This is a genomic window from Kitasatospora sp. NPDC034035 (genome assembly GCF_055575755.1).
Genome location: NZ_JBVISA010000007.1, coordinates 145,426 through 168,564, shown reverse-complemented (window position 1 = coordinate 168,564; position 23,139 = coordinate 145,426). Strand labels below are relative to the sequence as shown.

The 23,139-nt window shown below is 72.9% G+C and carries 1 protein-coding gene; it reads right to left on the bottom strand.

The window, feature by feature from the left end; all coding sequences use genetic code 11:
* Positions 1-13: 13 nt before the first annotated feature.
* Complete coding sequence (locus ACZ52J_RS12380) at positions 14-23,116, bottom strand: scabin-related ADP-ribosyltransferase (RefSeq protein ID WP_465618265.1); 23,103 nt, start codon at positions 23,114-23,116, stop codon at positions 14-16.
* Positions 23,117-23,139: the final 23 nt, after the last annotated feature.

Here is a 23,139-nt window from a genome sequence, read left to right as displayed (position 1 = left end):
ACTGCGCGTCCCGCTACTCGTAGTCGTCGTCGGAGAGCGGGGGCGGGTCGTCCAGCCTGCCGTAGACGATCCACTGGCTCTCCGGCGGCACCGTCTCCTCCCCGCCGTCCATCGGCTGGTTCCACTGCACGGCCGGCGGGATGATCCTGATGGGTGTCCAGTACATCCCGCTGCCGAAGAGGATCTCCAGTTCCTCCGGGCTCTCCGAGATCGCCGGCAGGAAGGCTCCCCGGGTGTTCTCGGGCACGAGCAGGTGCATCTGGATCAGCCGGCTGGCGAAGGACGGGTGCAGGTGCTCGCCCACCGTGGCGGAGATGTAGGTGGGTTCATGGACGAACTCGCCGACCCGCAGCACCCGCGGGTGCTCCCAGTTCCCCACGAACGGCGCGCCCCGGCTCACCAGGAGCGGCGCCGTCACCGGGCAGAGCCCGATCGCGTCGTCGATGGCCGCGATGTGGTCCAGGATGGCCTGGCCGTTCGGCCGGGCGGCGATGTCCGCGTCCGGGTTCGTGTCCAGTTCCCACTGGGTTTCCTTGATCTGGTAGTACGAGAGCTCGTTGGCCGCGCTGCCGTCGCCGTCCTCGCTGGGCTGCGTGTAGAACTCCAGCGCGGCCTTGAGCTGAGGTTCCAGCTCCGCGACGAGGTCCGTCATCTGCCGCAGCGCGGCGTTCCGGACGGCGACCGCTTGCGGGTGCTGGGAGACCGTCATGTGGAACTCCAGCTGCGCGTACCGCACCTGGAAGTCGCGGGGCATCGCGGCGAAGTGGTTCTGGGCCAGCTGCCAGCCGCCGCTCTGCGCGAAGAAGGCCTCGGCGGCCTGGGTGGCGGTCGCACCGGCCTGCGGCCAGTTCGCCGGGTTGAGCCACCCTGCGGCCGGCGGCATGTGCTGGCCGACCGGCGGCGGCACGGCGCTGTTGTCCGAGTCCGACCCCACCGCGAGGTCGTTCAGCACGTTCGCGATGTCGTCGGCCGAGTGGTCGCTCGCCGAGTCGCCGTCGGTGGAGGAGTCGCTGTCGGTCGAGGAGTCGCTGTCGTCCGGGTGCTCGACCGCGTGCTCGACCGCGTACTCGGCGTCCGTGTGCTCGGCCTCCGCGTGTGTGCCCGCCTCCTCCGCGTCGGCGGCCAGCACCCGCTCCCGCATCCGTTCGACCTGGTCGAAGTCCCGGTGGCTGGGCCAGTAGGCCTCGTTCGGGATGAAGGTGACCTCTTGGGCGTAGACACCGGTCGCCGGGTCCAGGGAGACGTCCTCCACCAGCTCGACGCCCACGATGTACTGCGGGTCGATGCCGCCGGGGAACGCGACCTCGTCCTCCAGCTCCGCGAGGCCCGAGTGCTCCAGCGTGGCCCGGACGTCGATGCCGCCCGGCGCGTCGGTCACGTAGCGGCGGTGCGTGCCCCAGTCCACGTGCTGGGCCCGGTCGGAGCGCGTGGTGCTCACGAAGGACGACGCCTCGTTGTTCCCCACGTAGTCCCGCAGGTCGACGTGGCGGTTCTCCTGCCTCGGCGCCAGCCCGTGCTCGAAGACGTGCTCGTAGTCCTCCATGCCCGGCCGCTGCCGCTCCCAGCGGTACAGGAGGCCGAGGTCGTGGCGCCACACCGGCGTGGTGCTCTGCTCGGCCAGCAGCTCGCCCAGGTTGACGTCCCGGCTGGTCGCGATGGGTGGGTTGGGCAGCTCCGGGCCTACCAGCGCGTCCTGTTGCGGTGGCACCGCGTACCGGGGCGGTTCGAGGTCGGGATCCATCCGGACGCCCTGGGCGCCGAGGACGTCGGCCAGCAGGCGGTACTCGGGTTCCTGCGGCTGCCCGTCCTGGTGGTGGACCGCCTGGGGCTGCACCTGGTGGACCAGGTTCCCGTCCACGTCGTAGTGGAACTCCCGGCCGTCCGGAAGGTAGTGGATCTCACCTCCGTGAGCGGGGTAGTGGATCTGCACGTGGTCGGGGAAGACATGGGTCTCCGAACCGTCCGAGTAGCGGTGGACCTCACGGTCCTGGTGCTGCTCGGACGCCACCAGGACGACCTGCTCCTGGCCGTCGGCGTGCCCGGCGTGGTCGCCGTACTCGCCGTTCCACATGTTGTCCAGCGCGTCATCCGGGTGCCGCGGCCCGGCGCCCCGGTCGCCGGGCGGGCGGACGGACAGGGGGCCGGACGGCGGTGTCGCGCCCGGGCTGTCGCCGGCGGGGTCCGGGTGGAAGGTCCGGAACAGCCCCGCCGATCCGTCCGGAGCGGTCTTGACGTACAGCCTGGCGGTCGACGGACCGTCGGGGCCTGCGGGCCTGCCGCTGACGCCGGTGCGGCCGGTCGGGGCGTGGACGGGCAGCCCGGTCTGCCGGGCGACGGCCTGGGCGTGCTCGGCGGACTCGCAGCTGACCAGCGCGATGGAGGCCGGTTTGCCGTTCACCGTGTCCTGTGCGTCGGCGGCCTTCCGGGCCAGGTCGGCGAGCTTGCGCTTGAGCAGCCCGCCGACCTCGGTGCCGCTGACGCCGTGGGCCTTGGTGCCGTCGGCCAGCGGGAGGTCGAACCCGTGCGGTCCGGCGTGGGCGGCGAAGAAGTAGGTGTGCTCCCCGTCCCACGGCACCCGCTGGGGCGTACCGGTGACGAGGCCGTCGGCCGTGCGGGGTACGAAGGTGGTGACCTCGCTCAGCTCGGGGTAGAGCTGGGCCCTGGACGCCCAGTCGGCGTCGTCGAACAGCGCCTGTCCGCGTTCCTGACCGGAGGCGTCGGTGATCGGGTGCGTGCGCAGCTGCCCGTCGGGAACGGTCCGGCCGTCGTTCAGCCGTACTCCGCCGGACGGCGGCGCGGGCTGCTCGGTGTGGTCGGTGCCGGCGCCCGGCCGCCGGGCCGGGGCTTCGGTGGCGGTGTTGTCCGACTCCTCGGCGGGCACCTCCCGCGCCCTGAGCCGGACGTAGGTGACGCCGTCGTCCGTCCGGGTGGGCGTGCGCTCGGTGACCTGCATCCGGGCGCCGGGCAGGAAGAGGACCTCGTCCTCCTCCATGTGCGAGGAGAACGGCGCGATGTCGCGGCCGTTGTGGCCCGTCGCGTCCAGTTCCAGCAGGACCCGGTACTCGTCCTCGCCGTCGTACTTCTTCATGAAGCCCAGCGAGGTGCCCTCGTTGGTGCTGAAGCTCGCGAACGTCCGGTGCTGGATGACGTCGCCGCCGTACTCCGGACCGGGAGGCCGGCCGGTCGGCTTCGACGGGTCCTCCAGCGTGCCGTCGCCGCGGAACAGCTTCCCCTGCGCCGCGGGCAGCAGCTTCAGGGCGTCCGCCAGCAGGTGGCTGTGCAGCGCCATCTCGTGCTGGATGCCGGCCAGCTGCTCGTCGGTCAGGGAGTCGGCGAGGCGCCACGGGTCGGTCCGCTCCCGCATGCCCTCGGCCAGCTGCGGAAGCGCCGTGATCGACTGCGGCAGGGCGGTGCCCTCGTCCCCGTAGCGCTTGGCGATCAGCGCCGCGATCTTTCCCCGGAGCGCGGGGACGGCCCCGGCGCCCGGGTTCTTGAGCAGCACGTTGAGCAGCGAGTAGGCCGGCCCGGTGTAGGTGTACAGGGCCACGAAGTGGGCGTGGCCGAGCAGGTCGGTCACGGCCTTGGGGTTCTCGACGCCGTTGCGGGTCATCCAGTCCTGGTAGGCCTTCACGCCGGGCGCGGGGGCGGGCTCGGTCTCCGCCAGCATGTCCCGGCGGTTCGCCGTCTCCTGGAGGACCGCCTCGTCGACCTCCTTCGAGGTCAGGGCCCACTCCAGGTAGGTCCGCTCGTGCGGCAGCCCGACCGTGAGCGTGTCCGGCGCGGGGTGTTCGGACGTCGGCCCGATCGGCCCCTCCCAGCCCTCCACCGGCGGGCGCAGCTCGAACAGCGGCACCCCCGGCAGGTTCCGGTACAGCTCGGCGCCGTCGGCGTATTCGTGGTCGGGGAACGCCCCGGCGAGCCGCATGCCCGCCACCACCTCGTGCAGCGAGTGCTCGCCGCCCGTCAGCAGGGACGCGTACAGGGCCCGCGCGAACGGCTCGTGCCCGGTTCCGCCGAGCCGCAGGTACGCGTGCATGGCGTCGGCCGCGGCCCGGGACACCCCGGAGACCGTCCGGATGCCCCGGCCCGCGAGGTCGGCGTGCCAGGCGGCGTCGGCCTGCGGGACCTCGGGGCGGCCGGCCGTGAACCGCGGGTCGCCGGCGGCCCGCTCCCGGAACGCCTGCATCACCTCGTGCAGGCTCCCGTTGGCGACCAGGTCGGCGTACTCCGCCGTGCCGCTCTCCTCGGCCAGCTTCCGCAGCGCCTCGCGGGCCTCGTGGAGCGCCCGGGGGTCACTCGCCGTCCACTCCCCGAGCTGCCGCTCGAAGTCCTCCGTGTGGTGCCGGTACCGCGGCTCGTCGAAGACCGCGTGCCGTACGGCCACTGCCGTGGGTGGCGGCTGCGGGTCGAGGTGCAGCGCGGAGAAGGAGGACGCGACGTCGTGGAGCTGCTGCTGATCGGGGACCGGTCCGCCGGTCTCCGACTCCGCGACGGAATGCTCCCCGGTGGCGTGCTGCTGGTCGGGGACCAAGGTGTCGGCGCCGAACTTCACCGCGCCGGCGAGCGGGCCGCGCACGCGGTGCTCCTGGACGGTCGGGTACTCGGCCCTGCCGTCGTCGCCCGCCAGGTAGGCGCCGAGCAGTTCGGTCGGGGTGTTCCTGGCGATGCGCAGCCAGTTGCCGCCGGGGACGATCACCGGACGGCCGCTCGCCGTCACGCCGACGCCGGAGGAGACCACCAGGTGGCCCGGTCGACCGGTGTCCACGGTGCCGTCCGGATGGCGCGCCTGGGCGAACCAGACCCGGCCGTCGGCGGCGTAGGCCACCGCCTCGGTCAGGCCGCCGTCCCACACGTACTGCATGACCTCGCGCACGTACTCCTGGTCCGGCCGGGAGTTGAGGTCGCAGCCCACGAAGCGCAGCGGCTTCACGCCGTCCCAGGCGTCGTCGGCGCGGAGCTTGAGCAGCCCGCGCGCGATGTCCGCGGGCGCGACGGTGACGTGGTCCAGCACCGGCACGCCGTCGGAGGTGTGCATGGCGAGGGTGAGGTAGTCGTCCGCGTGCGGGAAGTGCGGGAACACCGACTCGGTGAGCGCGCGCCAGTCGTCGCCCCGGGCGCCCACCCAGTAGAAGTCGGGCCGGTCCAGCGGGAGCAGTTCGGAGGCCGGGGCGTTCCCGGGGTCGCGCCAGGCGTGCTCCAGCGCGGCGACGGTCACCGCGTGGCCCGGGCGCTTGAGCCCGTCGACCAGCGTGACCAGGTGTTCCAGGTCGGCCGCCGCGACCTCGTCGCCGTTCGACCCGCGCAGCTTCCGGACGTAGTCCTCCAGGTGCGTCCGGGTGACCGGGTGGCCCGTCGGCACGGACAGGGCCTCGCGGACCAGGTCGGCGGTGCGGCGCACGCGGGTCAGACCGTCCAGGGTGATCCGGTCCGCGCCCCGCAGCTCCTGGGCGAGCTTCGCGGTGTGCCAGGCGTTCGTGCTCGCCTCGCGGCGGGCCGCCTCGCCCGACAGCAGCTCGGTGAACCGGCCGGGGAGCGGGCGCCGGTGGTCCGCGCCGATGTGCTCGGCCAGCGGCCACAGGTCCTCGTGGGTGCGCAGCTTCGGGATGTTGGCCAGCTCGGCCAGCGTCTGGTGCAGCCGCAGGTCCTCGGTGGTCGCCTTCGGGAACGCCTCCGGTGCGGACCGCTCGGTGAGGTCGATCCGCTCGTAGCTCTGCCGGGAGGCCGGGTCGTAGACGATCTTCCGGGCGGTGAGGTCGAAGGTGCTGCCCGGACGGATCAGGACCTCGTCCTCGCCCTGCTTCTCCGAGAACGGCTGGATGTCGAAGGCGCTGCCGCCGCCGTCCACCGCGTAGTGGACCAGGGCGGGGTGGGTGATCGCGAGCTGCTCGCGGGTCTGCATGAAGTTCCGCGCGACCCGTTCGCTGGTGCTGGTGCTGACGAAGTCGCGGTTGCGGTAGGTCGAACCCGCGTAGGTGGGCGACAGCCGGCTGCCGAGCGAGTTCAGCGGGCCCACCACCCGCTCCCCGCGCCAGAGTTCCCCGCTCCACGTGGGCAGCTTGGCCAGCGCCTCGTCCAGCAGCTCGGTGTGCACGAGGAGCTCGCGCTCGATCCTGGGGAGCTGCTGCTTCACGGCGGGCCGCAGGGCCGCCCAGTCCTCGTCGGAGCGGTCGCGTGGCGCCCGGCTGAGCAGCGGCGCGAGCACCGGGTCGTGCCTGAGGATGGACGGCAGGAGGCTCGGGTGCCGGTTGTCCAGCAGCTGGTTGATCTGGTACTCCAGCGCGGTCCGCCGGCTGAGCGGACCGAACCGCAGCATCACGTTGATCAGCGCGTGCGTGGGACCGCTGTAGAACGCCAGCGCGTCGAAGTGTGCGGGGGTCAGCCGGTCGAGCACCTCGTGCGCGGTCAGATGGTTACGGTCCAGCCAGTCGACCACTCGCTGCGAGACCTCGGACTCGCCGTCCCGGACGGCCTCGAACGCGGCCCGGTTCGCGGCCGAGGCCCTCCTCGTCGGCTCGTCGGACCAGCCGTTCTCGGCGCGCGGCTTGGCGAGCAGCTCGTGGTAGGCCGCCTCGTGCGGCAGCATGCCGTACTCGCCGAGCTCGGCACGGACCCGGTGCTGCGGGATGCCCGGGACGTGCTGGTACATCGAGGACACGTCGCCCAGCGCGTGCGTCGGGATCGGGGGCAGCTCGCCCACCAGTTGCGCGCCCTTGAGGATCTCGTACAGCGAGTGGTCGCCCAGCGGCAGCATCCAGCCGGTCAGGGCCAGCAGCATGTCCTGCGGTTCGCTGTCGTGGACCTTGAGCAGCCGGAAGCCGTTCAGCATCTTCGCCGTGGTGGCCGAGTTGCCGGTGCTGACCGGCATGTTCTTGCCGAGGTGGGTGTCGCCGTACCAGGCGGACTTCTCGTTGACGGTGTTGAGTGAGCGGCCGGATTTCCAGGCCAGCGGCCCCGCGCCGCCGTCGTGCCCCTGGAACGCCAGTTCCCTGGTGCTCAGCGGCATGCCGCGCTCGGCCAGGTGCGTCGCCGTCAGGTCGTTCAGCGGCACCTCGCGCGGCTGCCGGGCCTTCAGGCTGGCCAGGTACTCCGCGCCGGCCTTGAGCGGCTCCGCGCCCTGCTTGATGACGGTGCCGGTGCCGAAGTGGTCCTTGGTGAACATCGACTCCAGGCCGGGCACCTTCCCGAGGAACGCGCGCAGACCGCCGTTGAGGAAGTCCGCCTGGGTCTTCAGTACGCGCAGGTCCAGGCCCATCGCCTCGGCGCGGGCGGAGTCCCCGGTCTCCAGCAGCGCCTGCAGCACCTTCTTCAGGCCGTGGTCGGAGTCGTTGACGTAGGCCGCGTTGTAGAAGGCGGTCATCAGTTCGCGGGTGTTGCCGGTGCGCATCATCGTCCGGAACTCGGCCAGGGTGAGGTCCACGCCGACCTGGCCGGCGGAGCTCTTCTCGTCCTTGAGGAAGACCTTGTAGAGCTCGCCCTCGGCGACCGTCGGGTGGGCGGCCCGCAAGGCGTCGTAGAGCCGCTGTACGGCGTTGCGGGCCGCGGCCTGCGCCTTGGGGTGGCCGTAGGCGAGGGCGCCCAGCTTGGCCTCGAAGGCCACCGCCCGCCGCTTGTGCTCCGGGGTGGCGTGGAGCTCGTGCTTGGGACCGGTGCCCAGGGGCTGCAGGCCACGGCGATCGGTGATCGGGTGGTCCGGCGTGACCTCGGCCAGCGGATGCGGGTCGTGCAGCTGCGGGCCGTGGACGGCGACGACCTGGACGACGGGACCGTGCGCGCCCGCGCCGTCGTTCACCGGCGCGGCGTTCTCGTGCGGGGGCGCGGCGTTCTCGTGCTGCGGCCCGGCGTTCTCGTGCGGGGGCGCGGCGTTCTCGTGCTGCGGCCCGGTGGGCGGGGTCTCGCCGTTGCGGGGCACCCGGAGGTGCAGCCATTCGCCGCCCGGTTCCACCCGGGGCCGGCCGCCGACGTCCCAGCCGACGTCCCGGCTGACCACCAGGTGCGTACGGCCCTGGTGCGAGGCCACCCAGAGCTCGCCGTTGGTGACGAACGCGTCCAGTTCCGCGTCCGGGAGCCGTTCGCGCAGTGAGGTCAGCACCTGCTCGACGTAGGCGCGGGCGTCGCAGGCGGCGAACCGCAGCGGCCGCCCGTCCCACTCCCCGCTGCGGTGGAGCTCGGCCAGCCGGTCGGCCAGGGCGTCCGGGTGCAGGGTCCCGCCGTTCCAGCCGGGCGCCCCGTCCTCGGTGACGGCGTGGTAGGCGATGGTGAAGTAACGCGGGTCGTCCTGGATCCGGCGCACGTTCCGCTCGACCTGCTCGCGCGTGGCGGGACCGGCCGTCGGGTCGTGCAGCACGTGCACGCCGCCGTCGTGGTGCGGGGTCAGCGCGCGGGCCACCTGGACCGCGAGCGGGAGGGCCTGCGGCAGGGCGTGGCCGCCGGGGTGTTCGGGCGTGAACTGCGTCCAGTGGTCGGCGGGTGAGAGGCCGAGGGTGGTGTGGGCGTGCGGGATCTCCAGCTCGATCGGCACCAGACCGGCCGCCGACCGGTCGCCGCCGAGCTGCCGCACCACGGTGGTGTCGCCGTTGCGGAGGTCCAGTTCGACCTTGACGTAGCCGGTGTAACGGGCCATCGGGGTGGCCGCCTTGGCGTTGGCCACGGTGCGGCCACCGGCCTCGGTGACCACGCCCAGACGCTGCCGGTGGGTGCCCCCGCCCAGCACCGAGGCGGTGCCCTCGACCTTGCCCCCGAGGTCGCCCTGGGCACCGGCCTGCGCCCGGACGTTCCACTGCCGCCCGGTCAGCTGCGTGCTCCGGTGTCCGCCGCCCGACTCGTTCGCCGGGCTGAGCGCCGCCGCGGCGTTGTCCCCGTGGTACTCCAGCTGGACGAGGGACAGCCGGACGGTCACCTCGGCGTCGTCGACGAACCAGCGCCGGCCGACCGACGGGGTGGCGACCGGCCTCTGCTGTCCGGCCGGCCCGGTCGCCGGGGCCAGCAGCGAGGAGAGCTGGGCGTGGCTCAGGCCCGCGGTGACCATGGGCTCCAGCCGCTTCCAGGTGCCCTCGCCGAAGAACCGCGGGCCCTCGATCCGGAGCAGGCTCCGCAGGCCCGAGGTGTCGCCGGCCCAGCGCAGCACGTCCCCCGGGCGCAGGCCGGAGGTGAACACCTCGGCCGGCGGCACCCGCAGCTCCCGCGCGGCGACCACGCCCTGCCGCCGCCCCCGCAGGGTGGGTCCGTCGGCGGCGCGGTCGCGTTCGGTCAGCACGTCGGCGTGGATGACGGTCTCCGAGACCGTACGGCGCATCCGCCACTGCGGGACGACGGCGTTCCCGGCCTCGGTCAGGCTGTGGACGGCCGCGCGCAGCCCGGACCGCGGCGGCTGGACGGGGGTCGGCACCGGCCTCCCGTCGCCGGGCAGTTGCAGCGCGGGCCGGCGCTCCATCACCACGGACAGCCGGATGTCGGCCCGGTGCGCCTCGGCCGCGACCTTGGACTTGACGGCCGTTCCGGTCACCAGGACGTCCCGGCGGTGCTCCAGCGTGTCCTGCCGGCGGGTGTGGGTGACGCCGCCGCCGGCCACCACGGCCACGCCGGTGCCCAGCGGGTCGGTCGTCGCCAGCACGGTGACGCCGACCGAGTTCGCGTGCCCGCTGCCGGAGTTGGTGCCGACCTCGGAGCTGGTGAAGGCGGTCTGCGCGCCGGCGCCGATGTTGAACTCGACCTGGGCGGCGTCGCCGGACTTGGTGATCCGGTCCACCGAGGCGGTGATCCGCACGGTGCTGCGGCCGTGCGTCAGGACGATCTCGTGGCCGGAGGTCAGCGGCTTCAGCAGCGGGTGCAGCCGGTCGAAGTCGAGGGCTTCGAGGAGCTTGGCCTTCATCCCCGTCCAGTCCCGGCCGAGGACCGCCTTGCCCCGGTCCTCCAGGCTCGCGACCACCCGGGAGACCGCGCCCGGCCCGCTGTGCACCAGGCCGTTCCCGGCGTCGAGGAGGACCCGGGTGACGATGTCGGAGGAGCCGATCCGCTGGTCCGGCAGGTGCCGGACGGGCGGGCCGTCGTTCACCGGCGGCCGGACCACCTCGCGGTGCGGCGCGGCGATCACGACGGGTGTCGGAACGGTGGTCTCGGCGAGCGACCGCTGGAGCGGGCCGGGGACGAATCGGATCGTGAACGCGGCGTCGCCGTCGAAGAGTTCGGCTGTCTCGGTGCTCTTGCCGCGGCTGTTGGTGCCGCCGGTGCGCTCGATGGTGAGGCCCCGGACGCTGTCCCGGGTGTGGGCGTACTCGCCGGTGACGCTCACGTGCGGGACGGTGCCCTTGAGCGAGAGGCCGCCGCGCCAGCGGCTCATCCGGTCCCAGCTGTAGCCGATCGTGGTGCGCTGCTGGCTGCCGAGCTCGAACTCGAACCCGTTCACCGTGCGCCGGTGCCGCAGGGCCAGCGGGGCGACGGTGACCTCCACCGTGCCCTTCCAGTTCCCGGTGTCCACGGACAGCTTGATCCCGCCGCCCCGGCTGAGCCGGGACAGCGAGGCGGTCAGGCCGGCCGTGTCGAGCTGCGCGGCGAGCCGGGCCGAGGCCCGGGCGCTCACCGGGCCGGCCGTTGCGAGGACGCGCTCGACCTCGCCCAGCACGCTCGGGCCGCGCCGGCCGACGCTCAGCACCACGTCGGAGTGGCCGAGCCGGTCGGGGACGCGCAGGTGCGCGGGGGGCTGCCCGGTGGCCTGCGGCCGGACCGGCGGCTGCGGCTGCGCCTCGTCCAGGCGCGGGGGCGCCGCCCCGTCGAAGGGGTTGGCGATGACCCGGCTGTTACGGGCCCGGGGCTCGGTGTGCGCCTGCTCCATGCTCAACGAGGCGTCCAGCCGGACCGGGTCGCCGTGCGGCTTCCCGTTCACCGTCAGGTGCAGCTCGAAGGTCGCGTCATAGAGCACCTGGGCGCTGCGGTACTTGCCGTTCGCGTAGCTCTTGGCCGAGTCGCCGCCCCGCCAGCCGTCCCGGTCGCGCACCTCGTGGGTGACCGTGGCGGTGCCCTGGAGCGAGTCCTGGAACGGCTTGCCGTTCTCGTCCAGGACGTTCTCCCGGGTGTGCACCGGCCCCTTGCCGAAGCCCTGCGCCGTGATGTTGCGGCTGTCGGAGTTCAGGAACCGCTGCGACGCGAAGGTGGTGCTCTCCCGGACCGGGTTGAGGTCCGCCGAGTCCTGCTCCCGACGGTAGGTCAGCGTGGTGACGTGCGCGGTGACGCCGATGCCCAGCTTGCTCAGCGCGCCGAGCGTGACCGCCGGGGTCCGCAGCGGGACGTCGTGCGTCATGCCGACCAGGTGGGCGCCGACGGCGGCCTGCGAGAACGCCCGCAGGACGTCCTGCCGGACCGCGCGCCAGGCCTTCTCGCCCAGCTGGACACGGCCGATCTCGTCCAGCCGCGCGTGCAGCGGGGCGACGCTGTGCACGTCGCGGACGACCGTGGTGACGGGCAGGCCGGTGTACCCGGCCGCGCCGGGCCAGATGCCGGTCGGCGGGTGCGGGACCGGGGTGCCGGGCGGCAGCGCCGTGGACTCCTGGTGCGCGACGGGACCCGCCTGCCCCTGGTCCGTGTGGGCGGGGGCCTGGACGGTCTCCGAGCGGTCGACGACCACCCGGAACCCGAGCCCCGCGTCGACCGAGCGGGCCTGGACGGGCCGCAGCCCGCTGCGGCGGGCGCCGAACTCGATCTCGATCCGCGCCTCGCCCTCGAACACCACCGCCGTGGACTTGACCTTGGTGCCCAGCCCCAGGTCGTCGCCCCCACCGTGCAGCCCGACCTTCTCCCTGCCGGTCCTGGCACCCGCGCCGGCTCCGCCGCCGCCGTTCTTGGCCGAGCCGGTCGCGCTGAGCGGCAGCGGGAACTGCCACCCCGAGCTCCTGGTGTTCTGCTCGACGTGCGTGCGGGAGGTGCCGGTGGCGATGTTGAACTCGGTGGTCGGCAGGTCCGCCGTCTGCCCGATCCGGTGGATCCGGGCGTTCTTCAGGGTGAGGGCGGTCGTGGGACCGAGGGGGACGTCCAGCTCGATGGTGCGGGTCTCGCCCGACATCAGAGCCTTGAGGTCCTGGTGCAGCGTGTTGAGGTCGACCTCCTCGAGCAGCTTGGCCTTCAGCGCGGGCCAGTCGCCGCCGAAGTGCTCGGCTGCCTGCTCCTCGAAGCCGGCGATGAACTCGGTCATGCCCTTGGCGCCGGGCCGGGGCGCGTTCAGCTCGTTGAGCTGGACCCCGTCCGCGGTCACGACGGGCGCCTCCCGGTGCGGCAGCGCCCAGACGTCGGTGACGACGTGCGGGCCGGCCAGCCGCCCGCCCTCGCGCGAGCCGGGCGGCGGCAGCAGCAGCGGTCCGTCGAGCGGCCGCGGCGCACCGGTCTCCCGGAGCGGGACGGCGACCCGGGCCGTCACGTCCACCGGCCCGATCCGCTGCGGCAGTGCCTCGCGGGGCACCTCGGCGCCGTGATGGGTGAGGTTCAGGAAGTCCACCGTCAGGCGGAACTCGGTGTCGTAGAGGACGGCGGTCTCCACCGTCTTGCCGCGGGCCACCATCCGACTGGCCTGCGCGTCGGTCATCCCCTGCTGCCGGCCGTGCTGGTAGCCGGCGGTCTCGGTGAGGTCGGCGGGCTTGCCGAACTTGAACTTGCCCTGGGCGCCGACGTTCAGCTGCCAGAGCCGGTCCTTGGTCACGCCGACCGAGGTCTGCCGCTCCGAGCCGTACTCGAACTCGAAGTTCTCGGCCGTCCGGACGAAGGTGCCGTGGCCGAGCCCGGCCGCCATCCGCACGGTTCCGGACCAGCTGCCCGCCGAGAACGGCACGTCCCACTGCTCGCCCCGGGACAGCGCCGTCAACTTGGCCTGGAGCGTCTCCGCGCCGAACAGGCTCTCGGCGAGCGTCCTGGCCGCCGGCTCCTCGCCGTGCAGCACCCGGCTGAACCGCTGGGTGAGCCGGTCGAGGATCTGCGTACGGGTGCCGCCGAGCCCGATCAGCACGTCCGAGGCGGCCAGGCCGTGCTCGTCGATCCGCGACGGACGGACCGGCGTCACCGGGCCCTGCACGACGTGCTCGCCGTCCGCGTCCACCACGACGTGCCCGGGCTGCAGCACGTCCTCACCGGTGTGCACGGACGCGTCGTCGTGGTGCGACGCGACGTCCTCGTGCACCACCTCGTTCCCGTCGTGGTGCGGCTGGACGTCGTTGCGGGCGAACTTCAGGTCGCCGGACAGTTCCGTGACGACCTGGTCGTGCTCGACCTGCTGGTAGCCGCTCGCGGACAGGTCGAGCACGTCGTTCTCCCGCGGGAGGTTGGCCCCCGGGGCGTAGGGGTGGATCTCGAGCCACCTGCCGCTCCCCTTGGCGATCACCGGGAATCCGTTGGCGTCGAACCCCACCTTGGCCGCCGCCACGAAGGCCCGGCCACCGGTCGGCTGGAGCGGATCGCCGGCGTGCGGCGCCGGGACGGGCGCGAACCAGACGTCCTGCCTGGCGGCCCGGATCTTGATGTCCATGCCCGCGTCGTGAAGCTCCTTCTGAAGGGACCGCAGGTACCCGCCGCTGCCGGCCTCGGCGAGGCGGCACGCGTCGAACTCGATGTTCTTCGTGCCGTCCCAGTGCCCGTCCCGCCGGAGCGACTGGATCATGGCGCGCATGTCCGCGGGGGCGATCCGGTATCCGCCGACCGTGGGGTACGCCTCGTGGTCGGTGTGCACGACGATCCTGAACCAGTCCTTCGACGTGCTGAGGAACCCGAACTCCGGCAGCGCACTGCCGTCCAGCACCCATCCGTGCGTACCGCCGTCACCGTCGACGAGCGGCCGGCCGGGGTCGGACCAGTGCGGAACGGTCATGAGGAGCGGCACGGAGTGCGTCGGCGCTCCGGCCCCGGCGGCGTTCCCCGCGGGCGGGCCCGCGTTCTGCTGCGCCGCGTCCTGCTGCGGGTCCGCTCCGGCCTGGTCCAGCGCGGCGTGGTCGGCCCAGAAGCCCGCCTCGGTCTTGCCGCCGCCGACCGGCAGGGTGTGAAGCGCCGGACCGACGATGCTGCCCTCGTCCACCTCGTCGACCGTGAACTGGGTGGCCTCGCTGTCGAAGTAGGCAGCCGTGCTCTCCGGGGACGCGCCGTACTTCAGCCGGAACCACGTACCGGGGTTGGCGTACACCGTGTCCCCGGCTGCGTTGCTACCGGCCCGCTCGGCGGCGACGACGTGCCAGGTCCCGAAGGCCGTCCGGACGAGCCAGACCTTCCCCCGCGCCGCGAACACGGTGATCCGGTGGTCCATCCGCCACAGGTGCTCGAGGACCTGTTCGGTGAACGGCCGGTGGCCGTCCGCGTGCAGGTCCGTCGCCAACAGGCGCAACGGTGTGCGGGCGGGGTCCCACCCGCCCTCGGTCGTCAGCGCGTAGACGGCGTGCGCGACGTCGGCCGGAGTCAGTGGGGAACCCTTCAGCCGGGGCAGACCGTCAACGGTCGGCATCAGGACGCTGAAGTGGTCCCCCTCGAACTCGCTCGCCCTCAGGGCCCGAACGACGGCCTCGTGGTTCGGGGAGTGCTCACCGAGCACGTGCACGGCGCGTCCGACCGGCTCGGTGGTGACCAGGTTCGCCGCGCCCCAGACCCTCCGGAGCTGCTCCATCGCCGCGCGGTGGTCGGTGTACGTGACGTCCCGGGCGACCGCCACCAGTCGGCGGAGATCGCGCTTGTGCGTCTCGGCGTTCTGGGTCACCTGCAAGGAGAAGCGGTGCAGGTCCTCCAGGGTGACCCGGTGGTCGGGCCGGAGGCGGAGTTCGGTGCGGGCGAGCGTCGCGACCAGCGACACGTCGGTGAGTTCCGCGCGGCTGGTACCGGCCGTCCCGTGCAGGGTGGCGACGATCCTGGCCGTGTCCCAGGCGTGTTCCGTCGCCCGCTGGACCAGGACCGGGTCGGGCGTACCGGCCCCGGCACCCTCGGCGCCCGGCATTCCCAGGTGGGCGCCGATCGCCTTCGCCAGCGGCCACAGGTCACGGGCGTACCGGACGTCGGTCCCGTTGCCGAGGCGGGCCAGCTCGGACCTCAGCTCCTCGTGGAGCTTCCGGGGCCACTCGGGCGACCCCTCCGACCACTCGAACGGTCGCGGTGCCCCGGTCTCCACCTGGTCGATCCGCTCGTACGGTCCGGTGTACGAGGATCCCCTGCCGAGGTGCGTGGCCGTGAAGACCGCTCCCGGTTTGACCAGGATCTCCTGTTCCTCGAGCAGGAAGCGGGAGAACGGCGTGATGTCGACACCGCTCTCCCCGGCCAGTCGGATCCGGCGGAGGACACGGTGGGCCAGCCAGTACTTGGCGAGGTCCCGGTCGGGCAGCAGGAACCTCTCCGCCGTCTCGATGAGTCGGCTGGTGCTGAGCAGCGCCTCGCTGCTCTGCGTGCTTCCGGCCCTGGCCCGGAGCAGTCTCTCCAGGCCCTCCAGCCGGCCGGGCGCCCACTCGCCGCGATAGACGACCCCGGTCGCGCCCGGCAGCTTGTCCAGCGCCTCCACGATCATCTCGGCGTGGATCCGGAATTCCGTCTTCAGGTCCGGAAGCATCGCCATCGCCAGCCGGTAGGCCTCCGCGGAGTCCTCGGCCGTCCGTAGCTCCGGAGTGGACTTCGCGAGCAGCGGCCCGAGGACCCGGTGGTCCCGGAAGACCGAGGGGAGGCTGCCCACCGGCCCCTTCAGCAGATTGTCGATCTGCTTGCCGAGCGCCTGGTCCAGTGTCACCGCGCCGTCGTGCTTGAGCAGCACGTTGATCAGCGGGTACGCCGTCCCGGTGTAGATGTTGAGGGCCTCGACGTGGGCCAGGCTCAGCCGGGCACGGAGCTGGGTGGGCGTCAGCCCGATGGTGCCCAGCCACTCCCGCTCGTGCGGGAGGAGGTTGGCACCGTTGCCCGCCGTCATGCGCGCCCACACCACGGCCACCTGGTCCAGTTCCGCCTCCTTGTACCCCCCTTGATCGCGCGGCCGGGCGACCAGGTCGTGGTAGGCCGACTCGTGCGGGAGCATCACGGACGCCTGGCGCAGCGTGCCCTCGGGCAGGCCGGGCACGTGCCGGTACATGACGGCCGCCTCGGTCAGCGAGTCGGCGGGCACGGGCGGGAGCTCCTGGGCGAGGTCGGCCCCCTTGAGGATCTCGTAGAGCGTGTGGTCGCCGAGCGGCAGCATCCAGCCGACCAGGGCCAGCAGCATGTCGTCGGGGGAGACCTCGGGGACCTTCAGCGCCTGGAACGCGGTGAGCATCTTGGCCGTCGTGGCCGACAGACCGACACTGAGGTGCAGTCCCTTGTCGTTGCGGGTCTCCCCGTACCACGCCGACGAGGTGTTGAGCTCGTACCGGGAGCTGCCCGTCACCCAGTGGAGGCCGCCGGTCGGACCGGTCACCTGGAAGCTGAGCTCGCGCGGGCTCAGCGGCATGTCCCTGTTGATCGCCACCGCGTCCACCGGCATCGGGACCGGGCGCTCCTTACGGGCTTTGGCGCTGGTCAGGAACTCCATCTGTTCCGTGTAGGGGGCCTTGTGGAAGGTTGCTCCTGTGGCGAAGTAGTCCCTGGCGAAGTAGCTGGCCTTCGTGACCGTGGAGGGCATCCACCGGCTCGGACTGTTGAGGAACTCCAGCCGCTCCGGCACCTGGGAGGTGTCCAGGCCGAGCATGCGCAGTCGGTAGCCGATGTCCGCCGCCGGGCGGTCGGCCAGGTCGTTCAGCAGGTATTTGAGGGAGAGCGGGGCCGTGTCCTTGTTCCCCTGGGCGTAGGAGGCGTTGAAGAACGCGGTCATCAGCTCACGGAGGTTGCCGTCGTCCGCGAGCATCGAGTGGAACTGGTCCAGGGTGAGGTTCTCGCCGACCTGCCCCGCCGAGGTGACGTCCCCGCCCAGGAAGACCTTGTACACCCGCTCACCGGTCGGGTCGGCGTGCGCGAGCTTCAGCACGTCGTACAGCCGGTACACACTGCTGCGCGCGGCCCGCAGGGCCCTCGGGTCGTCGTAGGCGAGCTTGCCGACGGCCTCCTCGAACCTCCGCACGGCGGCGTCGTACTCGGGCCTCGCGTACAGACCCTGCCGTCCGACGCCGAACTCGTGGGCCTCCGGGTCCGGCTTGACGATCGGGTGCTGCGGCTCCGGGTGCTCGGGGGCCGGGTGCTCGGGGGCCGGGTGCTCGGGGGCCGGGTGCTCGGGGGCCGGGTGCTCGGGGGCCGTCGGCATCGGAGCCGACTCCTCGCCGGGGTGGCCCTTGACGTGGGTGACCTGCACCTCGGGGTGGTCCGGCGAGGCGGACAGCCGCACCCAGGACCCGCCGCCCTCGACCCGCGGGAGTCCGGCCGCGTCGAAGCCGACCGTGCGGGCGACCACCAGCTGGTGCGTGCCGTCGGCCTTCTCGTGGTCCGGCCGCGACCAGAGCGAGCCGCCCGGCGCGTCCACCTGGACCTTCAGCTCCGGCCGCAGCTCCCGCAGCGCGCCGAGGAATCGGGCGGCGTACGAGTCCGCGCCGCCCCGGCCCGCGTCGCAGCCGGCCAGCCGCAGCGGACGGCCGTCCCAGACACCCCGGTCGTACAGGTCGAGCGCGGCCCCGGCGAGCTCGTGCGGCGTGACCGGCCGGCCGTTCCGGCTCGGCGCACCGTCGGGGCCGGTGCCGTGGAACGCGAGGGTGAAGTGGGTGGGGTCGGCCGGGAAGTGGGCGAGCGCCCGCTCGGTGGCCCGGGGCGCCGGCCCGAGGTCGGCCACCCAGTGCACGCCGGGACGGACCTCGGTGATGTGCACGGCGTCGGCGGACTCGTGCGGGGCGACCGGACCGTGGACCACGGTCGGCGCCACGACGGGTGCCTCGACGTGCTCGGTCGGCGCGGGGGTGTCGTCCGCGCTGCGGCCGACCGTCCGGACCGGCTCGGCGGGGGCGACGGGCTCCTCGGGCTCGGTCGTGGTGCGGGGCTCGTTCCCCTCGTGCAGGGGCTCGTTCCCCTCGCGCGCGGGGTCGTTCCCCTCGTGCGGTTCCGCGTCCTCGCGGGTCTCCGGGCGCTCGCGGCGCCCGCCGCCGGACTCGCGCTGGACCGGGGCCAGGACGTCGAGGATCTCGTCGACGTCGCGCTCGCGGCCGCGGTCCTCTTCCGCCTCGTCGAGCCGGGGCTCCTCGGCCCGGGGCTCGTCGTCGCGGAGTTCCTCGGGCCGGGTCTCCTCGTCGGCCCGCGGCTCCTCCGGTCGGGACTCCTCGCGGCGGGCGAAGGCGTCCTCGTGGGTGCGCTCGTGGGTGCGCCAGGAGACCTCGTCCAGGTGGGCGAGCTTCCACAGCTCGCGGTAGCGGTCGAAGAACTCGTCGCCGTACTCGCGCTTGAGCGCGGCGGCCCGGTCCTCGGCGAGGACGTGCGGCCGGGCCAGGTCGTCGAAGCCCCGGGCGGCCTCCCGGAGGGCGGGCGCGACCTCCCGTTCGAAGGCGGCGTGCTCGTCCAGTTCCCCGGCCAGCTCGTCCTGGCGCCGGCGCCATTCGTCCCGGCGGGCCGTCAGGTCCTCGCGGGTGCGGAACACCTCGTCGAAGGCGCGGCCGGTCCGGTCGGCGTGGCCCTCGGCAAGCCGCTCGGCGGCGTGCTCCGACAGGCCGCCGTGCGTGCGGGCCGCCACGTCGGCGGTGGTCTCGGCGACGCGGTGGGCCGCCTCGCGGGCGGCCCGGTACATCAGGAGGTCGCGGACGTTGCCGGCGTCGGTGAGGCCCTCGATCGCGCGCCGGAGGGCGTCCGGGCGGTCGGCATACTCGGTGACCCCGCGGTCCAGGGCCTCGGCGAGATCCCGGGTCACGCCCTCCGTCGCCCGGTGGACGTCACCGGCGGTGACGCCGTACTGCTCGGCGAGAGCACTGTCCTCGGGGTGCAGGTGCCAGGATCCCGCCGCCTGCTCCGCTTCGGCGAAGGCGCGGCGGATCGCCGCCTCGCGCGCCGCGTGGACGGCGAACTCGTGGGGCAGGCCGCTGACGTGGCCGCCCAGGGCCAGGGTGAACAGCTCCACGGCCTCCGCACGCTCGCGGCGCGGTCCGGCGGAGGAGTCGAGGGGGCCGGCGATCTCGGCGAAGTCCTGGGCGACCCGCTCGCGCAGCTGCTCCTTGACCGCCTTCACGGCGGCGTCTGACAGCTTCACGGGCCCCGTCACCCCGGCGGCGGCCAGCAGTTCGCGGTCGGTCGCCGGGAGCCGGTCGTACCAGCCCGAGTCCCGGACCGCCCCGTCGACCAGGCGATCGGCCTCCGCGAGGGCGCGTTCCCGGTCGGCGCGCACGGCGAGTTCCTCGCGCAGGTGCCCGGTGAGCCGGTCCAGGGCCTCCCGCGCCCGGCCCGTGGCCTCCTCGACGACGTCCTCGGCCTGCCGGACCGGCCCGGCGCCCTCCGCCGGAACCGCCGTCAGATCGGGGACGTTCTCCGGCCGGGTGTAGAGCCGGGCCGCCTCGTCCTCCGCCCGCTGGAGGAACCCGCCCTCCGAATCCGTCCGGATCGTGCCGAGACCGGCCTCCGGGATCCGGGCGGGCTCGTGGGTGGGCCCGGTGCCGTCGCCGATGAGCCGCGGTGAGCCCAGGGAGTCCAGCGCGTCGTCGAAACGCTCGCGGGCCATCCGGACGAAGGCCTCGCGCACGGCCGCGACGCGCACCAGCCCGTCGAGGTCGGCGAGGATCCGCTCACGCTCCTGCGGCCGCTCCGCCAGTTCCCGGTACATCGCGTCCCTGGCCCTGCGGTGCACCGCCGCGGGCAGGTCCGCCGGGGCGTGCTCGGGGAAGCGCACGGACCCCTCGGCGAACTGCTCCGCCAACCGCGCCTCCGCGGCCTCGTCGTACTCGTGGCCGCTGTCGTCGGGGTCCCTCCGGTGCCGCTCGGCCGCGTCCGAGAGCTTGGCCTCGTAGTCGTCCTGAAGGTCCCGCTGGGTCTGCCGCCACCGCGCCTCGCGCTCGCCGTCCGCCTCGACGCGGATGTGCTCGGGCGCGTCGGCGTAGTGGTACGCGTGGCCGGACGCGGTCCGGTCCGACGACGGCGTGGACCCGTGCGGCGGCGGGACCTGCTCGGACCGGGGGTCCTCGCCGAACCGCCCGGAGTCGGGCATCGGCTTGTCGACCTCGCCGCGGAGGTAGTTGTCCGGCAGCTTCGAGGGCTTCGTGGTCACGAGCAGCAGGGGATCCTTGACGGGCCCCTCGGCCGGCTCCTCCGTGGGCGTCGTCCCCTCGATGGGCGGCTTCCGCTCGGCGTTCCCGTTGGTGTACTCGTGCCAGTTGCCGCCACCCTCGACGACCGGGCGGCCTTGCCCGTCGAAACCGACCTTCCGGGCGACGATCAGGTTTCCGCTGCCGACGCCCGGCGCCGTCATCGTCCTCGGGCCGCTGAACCCGGGCACCACCCAGACCGGCCCGTCGGCGGCCCTCGCCCCAAGTCCGGTGAGTCCCTTGACCTGCCAGACGTGCTCCATCACCTCGGCGACGAAGTTGACGTGCTCCGCGCCGTTCAAGCCGCAGGCGATGAAGTCGAGGACCTTCCGGTCCTTGAGCTGCCCGTGCTCGCCCAGGGCGATGACGGCGTCCGCCACGTCCTTCGGGGACAGCTCGACCCCGTCGCGGGTCGGCAGGCCGTCCGCGTTGGTGTGCATCACCAGGGCGTAGCGCGAGGCGTCGTCCGGCCGCTGTTTGAGTGCCTGCAGGGCCGCTTCGGAGGGCGGGTCGCCGACGACCCAGGCGTTGCGGTCCTCCGCGGACAGGGGCCGGCCGTGCGTCGAGGCCGCGCCGTAGTCGGGCGCCGGCACGTGCTGCGTGGTGGTGCCTTCCGGCGCCGGGTGGGTGACCGGGGTGTCGTTGCCGGTCCTGTCACCCTGGGCGGTGTGGTCGACCTGGGCGGTGTGGTCGACCTGGGCGGTCTGCGGCCGAGGGGTGTCCGGCTCCTCGTGGACGACCGGCCGCTGCTGGTTCTGCCCCTCGTGCTCGCCGGTCGTCGGCACCCGGCCGGGCGTCTCCGTCGCGGAGCTCGTGGCGTGCGCGGGGGGCGTCACGGGCTCGGCGGACTCCTCCGGCGTCCGCTTCGGTCCCGTCTCCTCGCCGCCGACCGTCGAACTCCGCTTCGGCGGCTCCGGCGTGGAGGCGTCGGAGGACTTGGACCCGCCGGAGGAGGTCTTCGCCCCGTCGTCCCCGCCCGTCATCTTCGTCCGGCTGCCCGCCGGGGGCTCCGCGGTCGTCTTGTTCCCGTTGTTCCCGCTGTTCCCGGACGACGTGGACGAGCCGTCCGAGTCCGTCTTCAGGTTCTGCGGCCGGGCGCCGTCGAGGGGGCCGGTCCCGTGCTCGTTGTCGCCGACGAAGATCCCCTTCGGCGGCCCGCCGACGCTGCCCCCTCCCTCCGGTCGGGAGACCCACAGCGAGGTCGGGTGGCCCATCAGGTTGGAGACCACGGCCAGCGGGAAGCGGGCGTAGTTGGGGAGTTCCAGGTCCTGGAGCTTGAGCCGCAGCGGGCCGCCCGCCATGTGGCCGAGGTGGCCGAGCGCCCCCATCGCGACGCCGCCGTAGAAGCTCTCGACGGAGACGGTGAACTTGTGCTCCTCGCCGAAGGTCAGGTTGTAGGCCCCCTCGGTGATGACGTTCTGGACGCCCCCCTTGAGCCAGCCGCCGACGCCCTCGCCGAGCCGGTACAGGAACTGCCCGGCGGTCTGCGGGTGCAGGCCGTCCATCAGGCCCACCGCGCGCTTGGCGAGGTCCTGGGTGGCCGTGACGGTGTCCGTGAGGTGCTTCGCCTCCGCCTTGAGGAAGTCCAGGTGCTTCGTCTCGCTCTCCAGCAGGCTGCCGCCGAGGTGCTTGAGCTCGTTCTGCATCTGCCCGATGTGCTTGGTGAGGCCGTCCAGGGCCTTGAGGTCGACCATCCCCGCGGTCTCGACCAGCGACCTCACCATCTTGTTGAAGGCGCCGAGGTCGATGGCGTGGCGGGCGCCGTCGGCGGCGAGCCGGGAGGCGATCAACCGCCCTGCGGCATTGGCGAGTTCCGCGTCGATGCCGTGCTGGACGAGGTCCTTCTCGAACAGCTCGCCCATCTGCTGGGCGAGCTTCTCCACCTTGCTGAGCTTCTGCGCCACGTTCTCGAGGGCCTCCCGGCCGGCGCCGATGACACCCTTCTCGCCGCTCTCGACGAAGCCCTTCTTGACCTGGTCCGCGATCTCCCCGAGGGCGTTCCGCTCGGCGTTCTTCGCGCTGTTCTTCGCGGCGTCCTTCGCGGAGTTCTTGGCCGCGTTCTTCGCCGCGTCCTTCGCGGCGTTCTTCGCGATGTCCTTCTCGACGATCTTGAGGGCGTCCTTGACGGTGAGCCCCGAGGTGTTCCGCATGAGCTTGAGGACCTGGTTCAATTCGGCCGTGCCGAGCGTCTTCAGCTCGTTCTTGAACTCGGACCCGGCCAGCATCTTGAGTTCGGCCTGGAGGTCCTTGCTGAGGCCGCGCCCGAAGATCCGTCCGAACAGCTTGCCGGCGCCGAAGGTGAGCAGTTCCAGCGGGCCGGTGAGCAGGCCGTTGATCGCGCCCATCTCGATGGCCTGGATGAAGGACTCCTTCTCCCACTTGTCCTTGTGGCCCTTGCCGATCTGGATGCCCTGGATGATCCCGTCCATCAGCATCGCGGTGGTGATGGACAGGAACTCGTGCAACAGGAGCTGCTTGAACAGCCAGATGAAGACCTGCTTGATCACTTCGCCCGCGACCTTGTAGGCGACGAAGATCTCCGCGAGCGAGCCGCCGAAGGTGATCGGCAGCATGGCGATGGCCCAGGCGATCTGGGCAACCAGCTGGATCAGCTGGGCGATGATCATCCACTTGGCGTACTCGACCTGGTTGGCCACCTTGTGCGCGAACTCGCCGAGCTGCTTGGCCATCATGCCCGCGGCCGTGACGTAGTCGGTGCCGCCGTCCTCACCGATGAGCTGGCGCATCTTGCGCATGAACTCGTCGGCCGCCTGGCCCTCGAAGCTGTCGCGGCAGATGTTGACGAGTTCGACCAGGTAGCCGCGGAGCTCGGGGATCTTCTCGTTGATCAGCAGGTAGTCGTCGCCCGCCGTGCGCAGGTTGTCCTCGTTCGCCTCCGGCCACTTCATCCCGGTCACGATGCTGAAGAACTTCGCCAGGCCCGGCGGCAGCATGATCGACACGGCGGTGGACTCCT

Excerpts from the sequence above, each read along its gene's own strand:
- ACZ52J_RS12380 (WP_465618265.1), bottom strand. The coding sequence starts at position 23,116 with ATGCTGCCGCCGGGCCTGGCGAAGTTCTTCAGCATCGTGACCGGGATG.